The organism is Aeromicrobium sp. REDSEA-S32_B7, assembly GCF_001626145.1.
GTDB classification, from domain to species: Bacteria; Actinomycetota; Actinomycetes; order Propionibacteriales; family Nocardioidaceae; genus Aeromicrobium; species Aeromicrobium erythreum.
Map to the genome: position 1 here is coordinate 1 of NZ_LUNF01000136.1, position 10,199 is coordinate 10,199.

The 10,199-nt window shown below is 67.4% G+C and carries 11 protein-coding genes and 1 pseudogene; 5 read left to right on the plus strand and 7 right to left on the minus strand.

All coding sequences use genetic code 11. The annotated features are described in order from the left end of the window. Window positions 1-256: 256 nt before the first annotated feature. Together A6Q79_RS18625 and A6Q79_RS09790 are read left to right on the plus strand one after the other, a co-directional pair. Complete coding sequence (locus tag A6Q79_RS18625) at window positions 257-505, plus strand: helix-turn-helix domain-containing protein (RefSeq protein ID WP_353681403.1); 249 nt, start codon at window positions 257-259, stop codon at window positions 503-505. Between the two features lie 66 nt (window positions 506-571). Further along, a complete protein-coding gene (locus tag A6Q79_RS09790; protein WP_286689387.1) occupies window positions 572-1,198 on the plus strand; it encodes a hypothetical protein in 627 nt (208 codons plus the stop codon). Here A6Q79_RS09790 and A6Q79_RS09795 read toward each other — a convergent pair. From A6Q79_RS09795 to glnA, 3 genes are all read right to left on the minus strand, one after another. Then, window positions 1,195-2,346, minus strand: coding sequence for a hypothetical protein (locus tag A6Q79_RS09795; RefSeq protein ID WP_286689386.1), 1,152 nt, complete (start codon window positions 2,344-2,346; stop codon window positions 1,195-1,197). The genes A6Q79_RS09790 and A6Q79_RS09795 overlap by 4 nt on opposite strands. Then, on the minus strand, window positions 2,336-3,346 hold the full coding sequence (locus A6Q79_RS09800; RefSeq protein ID WP_286689385.1) for an XRE family transcriptional regulator: 1,011 nt from the start codon (window positions 3,344-3,346) through the stop codon (window positions 2,336-2,338). Before A6Q79_RS09800 ends, A6Q79_RS09795 begins: the two co-directional genes overlap by 11 nt. A gap of 607 nt (window positions 3,347-3,953) precedes the next feature. After that, complete coding sequence (gene glnA / locus A6Q79_RS09805) at window positions 3,954-5,375, minus strand: type I glutamate--ammonia ligase (RefSeq protein WP_067858441.1); 1,422 nt, start codon at window positions 5,373-5,375, stop codon at window positions 3,954-3,956. Window positions 5,376-5,565: 190 nt separating this feature from the next. On the opposite strand from glnA, the gene A6Q79_RS09810 reads away from it, so the two are divergent. Continuing rightward, the gene (locus tag A6Q79_RS09810) at window positions 5,566-5,931 is read left to right on the plus strand and encodes an RDD family protein (protein ID WP_067858438.1); all 366 of its coding nucleotides are present in this window, start codon (window positions 5,566-5,568) and stop codon (window positions 5,929-5,931) included. A gap of 6 nt (window positions 5,932-5,937) precedes the next feature. On the opposite strand, the gene A6Q79_RS09815 is transcribed toward A6Q79_RS09810, so the two are convergent. Genes A6Q79_RS09815 through lipA form a run of 3 tightly spaced genes read right to left on the minus strand, consistent with a single transcriptional unit; the run spans window position 5,938 to window position 7,967 of the window. Then, on the minus strand, window positions 5,938-6,276 hold the full coding sequence (locus A6Q79_RS09815; RefSeq protein ID WP_286689384.1) for a hypothetical protein: 339 nt from the start codon (window positions 6,274-6,276) through the stop codon (window positions 5,938-5,940). Beyond that, complete coding sequence (locus tag A6Q79_RS09820) at window positions 6,276-6,980, minus strand: DUF4191 domain-containing protein (RefSeq protein WP_067858433.1); 705 nt, start codon at window positions 6,978-6,980, stop codon at window positions 6,276-6,278. The genes A6Q79_RS09815 and A6Q79_RS09820 overlap by 1 nt, the downstream gene beginning before the upstream one ends. A 21-nt stretch (window positions 6,981-7,001) precedes the next feature. Continuing rightward, window positions 7,002-7,967, minus strand: coding sequence for a lipoyl synthase (lipA, locus tag A6Q79_RS09825; RefSeq protein WP_286689383.1), 966 nt, complete (start codon window positions 7,965-7,967; stop codon window positions 7,002-7,004). A gap of 585 nt (window positions 7,968-8,552) precedes the next feature. Between lipA and A6Q79_RS18630 the strand changes: the two are divergent. Beyond that, window positions 8,553-8,873, plus strand: a pseudogene (locus A6Q79_RS18630) (sensor histidine kinase); the annotation flags it as partial. 191 nt (window positions 8,874-9,064) lie between these two features. Here the strand turns inward: A6Q79_RS18630 and A6Q79_RS09830 are convergent. Further along, on the minus strand, window positions 9,065-9,232 hold the full coding sequence (locus A6Q79_RS09830; RefSeq protein WP_286689382.1) for a hypothetical protein: 168 nt from the start codon (window positions 9,230-9,232) through the stop codon (window positions 9,065-9,067). 80 nt (window positions 9,233-9,312) lie between these two features. Here A6Q79_RS09830 and A6Q79_RS09835 point away from each other — a divergent pair, with 80 nt between their 5' ends. Continuing rightward, a complete protein-coding gene (locus A6Q79_RS09835) occupies window positions 9,313-9,969 on the plus strand; it encodes a response regulator transcription factor (RefSeq protein ID WP_286689381.1) in 657 nt (218 codons plus the stop codon). The last annotated feature ends 230 nt before the right edge of the window (window positions 9,970-10,199 follow it).

The following is a 10,199-nucleotide window of genomic DNA, read 5'->3' on the forward strand; positions in this document are numbered from 1 at the left end:
GGGCAGGTGCGGTTCTTCCGGTGCGATTCTCGGTTTGCGTTGAGGACAGGTGCGCAGCCATCGAGGCTTGGAGCTTGCGCTCGGTCTCATCACTAGTCATGGCATTCATCCTCGGTCGGGTGGCTCGCTGCCGAGGAGCAAGTCTCGTACTTCAAATTAGATTCGAGATTCCGGAATCTAGGATAAAGTGCGATGTGTGAGTGGGCGGGATGATACTGACTTGGTCTGGTCCAAGACCTTGTTCGGCAACCGGCACATGCTGCGGGTTGCCGACTCGATCGCCGCTGCCCGGGGCTCGGAGTTCACAGCGCCGGAGGTGGTGGGCCGCACGAAGCTGGCGGGAAGTACGGTGCACAGGTTGCTGGAGGATCTGACGACGGTCGGGTTGGTCGAGAGGCTGCCAAGAGAGCGGAGGGAGCGAACGCAGCGGTACAGCCGCAGGTCACATCCGTTTTGGGACGCAGCTTCGCTCCTATGTAAGGAGGCCGTCGGCGATGCCGGCTAGTCACGAGGCTCTACGAGACACGAACGGTCGCAATGAGAGGACGCAGCGATGACAAGGCCACCAGGGTTGGAGCCGTTCCTGAGCGTTGACGGCGACGTCCTCTGCCAAGAGGTCCGCGTTCGGGACGTCGACGTTCTAGCGGAGATCACTCTTGACGAGACGGAGATATGGCGCCGTCGTGCTGTTGGCGCAATCAAGCTGCGAGATCTCGACTTGCTGAACTTGCTGCTCACACTCCCGCTCGGTAAGCCTCACTATGTCGCAGGGCTATCGAGCTATGAGACCGACCTACTCGCTGGTGTGCCTGGGATCGAGCTAACCATCGACCGTCGTGGCCAGCCGTACGCCACGCGCACGGTTCGCCCGCCGCTTCGAGTCGACCGAGTGACGGTCCCTGGACGATCGTGGCGTCAAGCGCTCGCCGCCGCAGCGAGGTTTGGACCGTACTGTGAGCGCCGCATCTTGCTTGACCGGGAACCCGCTGACGATGACCTTATGTGGCTTGAGGCGAAGTTCCTGGGCATTGGTGTTGCTGTGGCGAGCCAAACGACCGGCCAAGCATCGACAGTCAGAGACTTGTTGGGGCCGGTGCCGTTCAAGCCTGAGCGGTACACCGGCGCATCGTGGAAGTTCGCTGAGGTCGTGTATTCGCAGACCGGCTTGGCGGGATCAGTGGTCTCCAGGCGCGGCTAGCCTGCGAGGTCGATCCACTCCTTCACGACCGCCGGCATGCCGACCGTGGTCGAGGTGTAGGCGCCGAGCTTGATGTGCGCCTCTTCGGAGTCGAGCAGGCGACGACGCCACCACTGGGCGATCTGCGCCTGGGTCAGTCCGTCAATGTCCTGGCGCATCGCGTTGATCATCGCGAGGTTATGCAGGTGCGCCTCGAGGCGATGTTCAGGCGATCCGCTGAACCGGTCGACCGCGCGCCCAACGCACACCGAGCAGTCGCAGGCGTAGGGGCTGACGCTGGCGAACCAGTTCTCCCGCATGTGGCTGACGCGGCTGTAGCGAAGCAGGTCGTTCATCAAGACGCTGGGAAACTTCTCACCCGGTCGGCCGGCGAAGCCCTTCTCGCCCGGCAGGTTGATCCGTCGGAGGCTGGGCAGCTGCCCGACCGCCGCGGCCTTGGCGCCGTGAGCGAGCGCGTCGAATGCAGCCAGATCGGTCCTCCAGGGCATCGCCCACCCGACCTCTGCGAAGAACCGCCTGAACCCCGCCGGAACTCCCTTGGTCGTCAGCGGGTCCGTCTTATGTCCCAGCGCGAGCGCCACCGGGTGCCGGCTGCGCCTGGCCACCGCGATGAGCTGCTGGACGTTGGGCTCGGCGCACCAGCGGGGGTGCGCGGGCAGCAGAAACAGAACATCATCGCGGTCCACCGCGTTTACGATCTCCAGGGCTGCCTTGAGAGCCTTCGGATCGCCGGGCTCCATGAAGCCCGTCGGGGTCACCGCGATGTCGGCACCGGCACTGATCTGCCCCGCCAGGTGATCGGCCAAGGTGAACTCGAACAGACCCTCCTCGCCGAGCATGAACGGTTCAGCCTCCGATGCGACATGCCCGGTGTGGGACGTCGGGTCGACAAGCAGGGTCAGATTGGGATAGGCGGCCTTGATCTGCCGAACCGTCCGCGTCGCCTCAGTCCCGGCCACCACGAGACCGCCACCGGCGGTGTCGACGTGGGCCGCGGTCTGGGTCGCCTCGGTACTCGCCACGACCAACACGCGACGCGAGAGTCGCTGCTCGACAGTCGAACCCACGACGCTCGGACGCGAGGCATGCACTGACGACGTGCGGCCATCGACGACGGTGCTCAGGATCGATCCCTGGTCAACGCTCATCTGCCTCACCTCCATAAACTCTGCGGAACTCAGCCTCGGTCATCAACGCCGACTCCGCGATCATCTGAACGTCTTCGCCTGCCAAGATCCGCTCCTCGAGCGCCGCGTCCAGAAGCGATGGCGACTCTCGGGGCAACTCCACCGGCTCCCGGCTCCGGTAGCCGGCTTTGGAGAACTCGATGTTGACCTGCTTGTACTGCGACTCGCTGATGCCACCGAGGTCCCGAGCCCTTCGAAGTAGAGCAGCCATCGAGACACCCCACACCGGCTTGAGCTGAGCCAGCCGAGGGACCGTGACCCCCTTCAGCGCCGGCGCGATATCCGACGCCGGCATCAGCAGCTCGCTCGCGAACCGATCAGCTTCGGACTCCTGGTTCTCTGTCGGCACCTGATGCATCACCGCGTGACCGAGCTCGTGCGCCATCGTGAACCGCTGCCGGTCCGCAGGCGCATGCATGCCAGCGATCACCAGCGGCACGCGGCCGTCGGGCCAGCTCATGATCGCGTCGATCAGGGCGGACCCGAAGTCCCTCACCAGCACGACCACGCCCGCCGCTTCGAGCACCGCAGTCAGGTCCGGGATCGGGCCCGGCGCGATCGACAGCTCCTTGCGCAGATCCTGCGCAAGCTCCTCCGGGGAAACGAACCCGTCGTCGGGCAACGGGGTGCGCCGGATCGCCGTCGTAGGCCGCCGCTCCCCAAGGATGCGCTCAACCTGCAGATGCGTAAGCTCCAACTCCGCCCGGATCTGGTTGGCCTTCGAAACAGGGAGCGTCGAACGCTTGCGATGAAAAACGAACGGGGCGGCACCGACGTCGGCGTAGGGGAGACGTAAGAGCTCCTCGGGAGTCTTCAGCGCAACTGACAATGCGGCTAATCGACTTGAGTCCAGCTCGACCGCGCCACTCTCCAACTTCGACAACACCGCTTGCGAGATCCCACTGCGCGCTGAGAGTTCAGTCTGCGTCAACCCGCGCGCGACTCGGACCGTGCCGACCATTGGCCGGCGCGTCTCCTCATGAACTGAAGGGAATGCCACACCTGTAACTATAGGCAGACCATCCGACGATATTCCACTCTTATCGACAGAAATATTCCTGCATCGGTCCGGGTCGATTCTGATTCGAAGCCTTCCGCGAACGCTCGGTGCGTTTGAGGTCGCGCCTGGACCGGACAGGGGTCACTTGCGTCATGTTGCAAGACCACCATGCGTCGCCACGAACGTCAGCAAACGCCGCTCTCGTCCGGATGCAAATCTTGATCAGGGTCGTGATCGTGCCACCCAGCGCACACTAACGACGCGCCCTATGGGTTCATGGATTCGTGGGATGGAAGCCGCTCATGCATGCTGTACCAACGCTCGCCAAACGGGCACCAGGTCCTTTCCGACAGCCGCCGCGTACTGTGCCCGAGTCATCTTAGGCTTGCGCCTAATGTCGTGTTGCGTTGGTGGGGTATTGCCGAGGCCGGTCCTGCTGATTCTGTTGACACACTGGTGACACACACCAACGAGAAACGGCGGCTGACGTTTGGAAGACGTCGAAAGACGTCTCCGCAGGTCAGCCGCCGTTTTCGGCAACGACTGGCAGAGGGTGAAAACCCTCAGATCAGATGTCGTAGTACAGCTCGAACTCGTGCGGGTGCGGACGCAGCTGGACCGGGAGGATCTCCTCGGTGCGCTTGTAGTCGATCCACGTCTCGATGAGGTCGGGGGTGAACACGTCGCCCTGGGTGAGGAACTCGTGGTCAGCCTCGAGGTTGTCGAGGACCGCGTTCAGCGACGTCGGGACCATGTCGATCTCGGCGTACTCCTCCGGCGGGAGCTCGTAGATGTTCTTGTCGATCGGGGCCGGCGGCTCGATCTTGTTCTTGATGCCGTCGATGCCGGCGAGCAGCAGGGCCGAGAAGGCCAGGTAGGGGTTGCTCGACGGGTCGGGGCAGCGGAACTCGATGCGCTTGGCCTTCGGGTTCGAGCCCGTGATCGGGATGCGGACGCAGGCCGAACGGTTGCGGGCCGAGTAGACCAGCGCGATCGGGGCCTCGAAGCCCGGCACCAGACGGTGGTAGGAGTTCACGGACGGGTTCGTGAACGCCAGCAGCGACGGCGCGTGCTTCAGGATGCCGCCGATGTAGTGACGGGCGGTGTCGGACAGTCCGCCGTAGCCGGCCTCGTCGTAGAACAGCGGCGAGCCGTCCTTCCAGACCGACTGGTGCACGTGCATGCCCGAGCCGTTGTCGCCGAAGATCGGCTTCGGCATGAAGGTCACCGTCTTGTCCGCGGCCCACGCCGTGTTCCGGACGATGTACTTGAACTTCATGATGTCGTCCGCCGCCTTGAGCAGCGTGTCGAACTTGTAGTTGATCTCCGCCTGGCCGGCCGTGCCGACCTCGTGGTGACCGCGCTCGAGGACGAGGCCCGCGTTCGCGAGGTTCGTCATCATGTCGTTGCGCAGGTCGGCCGTCTGGTCCGTCGGCGCGACGGGGAAGTAGCCGCCCTTGTAACGGACCTTGTAGCCGCGGTTGTCGGTGATGTCCTCACCGGTCGACCAGGCCGACTCCAGCGACGTGATCTCGTAGAACGACTTGTTGGCGCTGGTGCCGTAGTTGACGCGGTCGAAGATGTAGAACTCGGCCTCGGGCGCGAAGAACGCGGTGTCGCCGATGCCGGTGGTGGCCAGGTACGCCTCCGCCTTGCGGGCGATGTTGCGGGGGTCGCGCGAGTAGGCCTCGCCCGTGATCGGGTCGTGGACGAAGAAGTCCATCGCGATCGTCTTGCGACGCTTGAACGGGTCGACGTAGGCCGTGCCGAAGTCGGGGTAGAGCACCATGTCGGACTGGTCGATGCTCTGGAAGCCGCGGATCGACGAGCCGTCGAAGGCCACACCGTTCTCGGCGGCGTCGGCGTCGAACGTCCACGCCGGCAGCGTCACCTGCTGCTGGATGCCGGGCAGGTCGGTGAAACGGACGTCGAGGTACTCGACGCCCTCGTCCTTGACGTACTTGAAGAACTCGTCGGCATTGCCGAACATGGGGCCTCCTCAGCCACGCGATGGTGGCCTGGTCGTCGATGTGGCGGGAGCGGACGCCTCGGCGGCCGCGTCACCGACGCTAGGCAGAGGCAGTTTCCCTACCGTCACTCCATTGTTTCGGGCATGTTACAAGTCTCGCCCGAGGATGAACGCCACGTGTCGGCGGCGAGCCGCCCGCTAGGCTCACGACGTGTACGACGTCTCGCTCGGTCGCCGCCTGCTGGCCCTCTTCATCGACTGGGCGGTGGCGATGCTCAGCGTCGTCGCGGTCACCCGGACGCCGCTGGCGGGGGAGGGGGCCGTCAGCTCCTTCGTCACCCTCGGGGTCTTCTTCGTCGAGGTCACGCTCCTGACCGGCGTGCTCGGCTACTCCATCGGCAAGCGCGTGCTGAGCCTGCAGGTCGTCTCGCCCGACGGGCAGCCGATCGGCCTCCCGCGGGCGGCGCTGCGCACGGCCCTGCTGTGCCTCGTGATCCCCGCCGTCATCCAGAACGAGGACCACCGGGGACTGCACGACATCCTCTCCGGGTCGCGCGTCGCCCGCCTCGGGATCTGACGTCGCTCAGCGGTCGAGGTCGGCGCGGTTGCGCTCCACCGACACGACCGTCGCGCCGTCGAAGCAGAAGCGCGCCACCCCGCGGTAGGACTCGCGGTAAGTCGTCCGTGCGTACAGGCACGACGCCCCCGACGGCTCCGCCCGTCCGCCCTCCTCGACGAACGTGCGCGCTAGGTCGGGGTCGTCCGTGCCACCGGCCTCGCGCACGTCGTCGGGCGTGAGCGCGTCGCCGCGCGCGTCGAGCGAGCGGTACGTCTGGCTCGTCATCTCGCCCGACGTCGCCGCCTGGCACGCGCCGACGCCGAGCGTCGCCGCGAGCGCCAGGACCAGCCACGTGCGAGGCATCAGCCCCGCATCTGGCGGCGGGCGCCCTTCATGCTCGTCGGCACCGGGCCACGCGGCATGGGTGCGGCCGGGCGCATCGCGTCGAGCGCCTTCAGCTTGTTGAGGATCGCGGTCTGCTCGGCCGGCTTGATGGCGTTCGGCAGCTTGCGCACGTGCTTGATCAGCTTCGGCAGCGGCACCTCGCCGTCGCCGCGACCGACGACGACCTCGAGCACCGGCACCTCGTCGCCCACGATGCGCGCGTGCTTCTTGCGCTCCGACGCGATCAGGCTGCGCACGCGGGTGGAGTTGCCCTCGCCGACGAGGATGATGCCCGGACGCCCGACGACGCGGTGCACGACGTCCTGGTTCTTGTTGAAGGCCGCTGCCTGCTTGACGTGGTAGCCGCGACGCAGCATCTGCAGCGCGCCTGCAGCGGCGCCCGTCTGGCCCTCGACCTGCGAGTAGGCCGCCTTCTCCGCGCGACGTCCGAGCACGAACAGCGCGCCGAGGATGCCGAACAGCACCGAGATGATCACGGTGAGGACGATCGCCAGCACGCCGGTGCCGATGAACGTCAGCAGCAGCACGGCCGGGATGCCGGCGCCCAGCACGAAGGCCAGCAGCATGAACAGGCCGACGTTGCGGTCGGACTGCTTGGTGATCTTGTACGCCTGGCGCAGCTGGCGCAGACGTCCCTCGGGCGGGGCGGCAGGGGTGGACATGCCGTCCATCTTACGGGTGCCTCAGGCGGCGCCGTCCGTGTGGCGGAGGACGACCTCGCCCGTGGACTCACGCCTCTCGACGGCCTGCTGGTAGAGGCGTCCGGCGCGGTACGACGAGCGCACGAGCGGGCCCGACATGACGCCGGCGAAGCCGATCTCGTCGGCCTCGTCCTTGAGCTCGACGAACTCCTCGGGCTTCACCCAGCGCTCGACGGGGTGGTGGCGCGGGGAGGGGCGCAGGTACTGCGTGATCGTGATGAGGTCGCAGCCCGCCTCGTGCAGGTCGCGCAGCGCCTGCGAGACCTCCTCGCGGGTCTCGCCCATGCCGAGGATGAGGTTGCTCTTGGTGACCAGGCCGTAGTCGCGCGCCTGCGTGATGACGTCGAGCGAGCGCTCGTACGTGAACGCCGGACGGATGCGCTTGAAGATGCGCGGCACGGTCTCGACGTTGTGCGCGAGGACCTCAGGCCGGGAGCTGAAGACCTCCTCGAGCAGGTCGGGCTTGCCGTTGAAGTCGGGGATGAGGTTCTCGACGCCGGTGCCCGGGTTCAGCTCGTGGATCTTGCGGACCGTCTCGGCGTACAGCCACGCGCCACCGTCGGGCAGGTCGTCGCGGGCGACGCCGGTGATCGTCGAGTAGCGCAGCTCCATCTTCTGCACGCTCTCGGCCACGCGACGCGGCTCGTCGCGGTCGAGCGGAGCCGGCTTACCGGTGTCGATCTGGCAGAAGTCGCAACGTCGCGTGCACTGCTCGCCGCCGATGAGGAAGGTGGCCTCGCGGTCCTCCCAGCACTCGAAGATGTTGGGGCAGCCGGCCTCCTGGCAGACCGTGTGCAGACCCTCGCCCTTCACCAGCTTCATCAGCTCGTTGTACTCAGGACCCATCTTCGCGCGGGTCTTGATCCACTCGGGCTTCTTCTCGATCGGGGTCTGGCTGTTGCGGACCTCGAGTCGAAGCATCTTGCGGCCGTCCGGTGCGATCGTCACGCCGTCCAGCGTACGCCGCCGTCCCAGCGTCGCCACGGGCGCACGCCTACCGGGGCGTAGCCTCGCTAGGGTCGAGGCGTGAGCATCCTCGACCGCTCCTGGACCCGACCGCGACCCACGCGCGCCCAGCTGGCGACCGACGTCGTCCTGGGGGTCGTCGCGGCCCTCGTGAGCGTCGCGTCGGTGCAGGTCTACGCCAGCGCGTCGGGCGTGTCGACGGGCTGGAAGGGTGTCGAGGCGTACCTGTGGTTCGGCCTCGGCGGCCTCGCCCTGTGCTGGCGTCGGCAGTACCCGCTGACCGTCCTCGTGGTGGTCTCGGCCGTCTTCATCGTCGTCGGCGAGCGGCTGCTCGAGCTGGGCGCCGTCTTCACCATCCAGATGGTGCTCTTCGCCGCGCTCTACGCCGCGTGGGCGTGGTCGCGGCGGCCGAGGTCGCTGATGGTCGTCACCCTGGTGGTGCTCGTCGGCATGTTCGGCTGGCTGCTGTGGTCGTTCGGTCGCGACCTCATGCCGCCGCTCGGCGAACAGACCGGTCTGCTGCCACCCAAGGTCGCGCTCATCGTCTACAGCGTCGCGCTGAACGTCATGTACTTCTTCGGAGCCATCGCCTGGGGGCAGGCCGCCTACCTCAGCGCCCGACGCAGCGCGCTCGTGGAGGACCAGCGCGAGCGCGAGCGCGCCGTGCAGGACGTCGAGCAGCGGCAGGCCGTGCAGGCCGAGCGGGTCCGGATCGCACGCGACCTGCACGACGTCGTCGCGCACCACGTCAGCGGCATCGGCGTGCAGGCCGCCGGCGCCAGCCGCCTGCTCGAGGCCCGGCCCGAGCGCGCCCGCGAGGCGCTCGGGGCGATCGAGACGTCGTCGCGCCAGGCCGTCGCCCAGATGCACCAGATCGTCGGGCTGCTGCGCTCCGACGACGACGCCGCGCCGTCGGACCGCGGCCCCCAGCCAGGCCTCGACGACGTCCGCCAGCTCGCCGTGACCACCGACCGCCCGTCCGTCGAGGTGCACTGCGTGGGGGAGACGTTCCCCGTGCCGGACACGGTCGGGCTGTCGCTCTACCGGGTCGCGCAGGAGGCGCTCAGCAACGTGCGCCGTCACTCCGCGGCGACGTCGGCGCGGGTGACCTTGCGCCACCTCAGCGAGCCGGGGGAGCGCGCCGCGGTCGAGGTGGAGGTGCTCGACGACGGCCCCACCCGCTCCACGCCCGCGAGGACGGCGGCGGGTTCGGGCTCGACGGCATCCGCGAGCGCGTCGCCATGCACGGCGGCCTCGCCGACATCGGCCCCCGACCCGCGGGCGGCTTCCGCGTGCGGGTACGCATCCCCGTCGACCGGGAGGACGCATGAGCGACACCACCCCCATCCGCGTGCTGCTCGTCGACGACCAGGAGCTGATCCGCGCCGGGTTCTCGATGATCCTGGAGATCGAGGACCACATCGAGGTCGTCGGCGAGGCGCGCGACGGCGACGAGGCGCAGCGCCAGGTCGCGGCGCTGTCGCCCGACGTCGTGCTGATGGACGTGCAGATGCCCGGCACCGACGGCATCACCGCCACAGAGCGCATCGTCGCCGAGCACCCCGACACACGCGTGCTCATCCTCACGACGTTCGACGACGACGAGTACCTGTTCGCGGCGCTGCAGGCCGGCGCCAGCGGGTTCCTGCTCAAGAACTGCCCGCCCGAGGACCTCGTGAGCGCCATCGGCCTCGCCGCGCAGGGTCACGGGCTGCTTGCGCCCGAGGTCACGCGTCGTGTCATCGCCCGCTCCACCGGACGCGCCCGCGGCGACGCGACCGTCCTCGACGACCTGACCGACCGCGAGCGCGACGTGCTCCGCGCCCTCGCCCGTGGGCTCAGCAACGCCGAGATCGCCGCCGAGATGTATGTGAGCAGCGCGACGGTGAAGTCGCACGTCTCGCGCATCCTCACCAAGCTCGGTGCCCGCGACCGCGTGCAGGCGGTGATCGTCGCGTTCGAGTCCGGCCTGATGGATGACTGAACCCGATGCCCGAACCCGACTGAGCGCAGCGAAGGAGCGGTGAGGGCAGGTCGAGTGGTGCACGCCGAAGGCGTCCCGCTGTATCGAGACCTCGGCAGCGGTCAGGCTCGGGTGCGTGCCCGCTCGACGCTGGTCTGCCCCGAGTGGTCTCGATACGCCGACGCGAACGCTCGTTCCTCGCGTGCATCGGCTACTCGACCAGCGGTGGTGGGTGCGCGCTCTACGTTGAT

What these genes read in the sequence shown, in the direction of transcription:
- A6Q79_RS18625 (WP_353681403.1), top strand. Translation starts at nt 257, where the DNA reads ATGCTGCGGGTTGCCGACTCGATCGCCGCTGCCCGGGGCTCGGAGTTC.
- A6Q79_RS09815 (WP_286689384.1), bottom strand. Translation starts at nt 6,276, where the DNA reads ATGCCTCGCACGTGGCTGGTCCTGGCGCTCGCGGCGACGCTCGGCGTC.
- A6Q79_RS09835 (WP_286689381.1), top strand. Translation starts at nt 9,313, where the DNA reads ATGAGCGACACCACCCCCATCCGCGTGCTGCTCGTCGACGACCAGGAG.
- A6Q79_RS09795 (WP_286689386.1), bottom strand. Translation starts at nt 2,346, where the DNA reads ATGAGCGTTGACCAGGGATCGATCCTGAGCACCGTCGTCGATGGCCGC.
- A6Q79_RS09800 (WP_286689385.1), bottom strand. Translation starts at nt 3,346, where the DNA reads ATGGTCGGCACGGTCCGAGTCGCGCGCGGGTTGACGCAGACTGAACTC.
- A6Q79_RS09820 (WP_067858433.1), bottom strand. Translation starts at nt 6,980, where the DNA reads ATGTCCACCCCTGCCGCCCCGCCCGAGGGACGTCTGCGCCAGCTGCGC.
- glnA (WP_067858441.1), bottom strand. Translation starts at nt 5,375, where the DNA reads ATGTTCGGCAATGCCGACGAGTTCTTCAAGTACGTCAAGGACGAGGGC.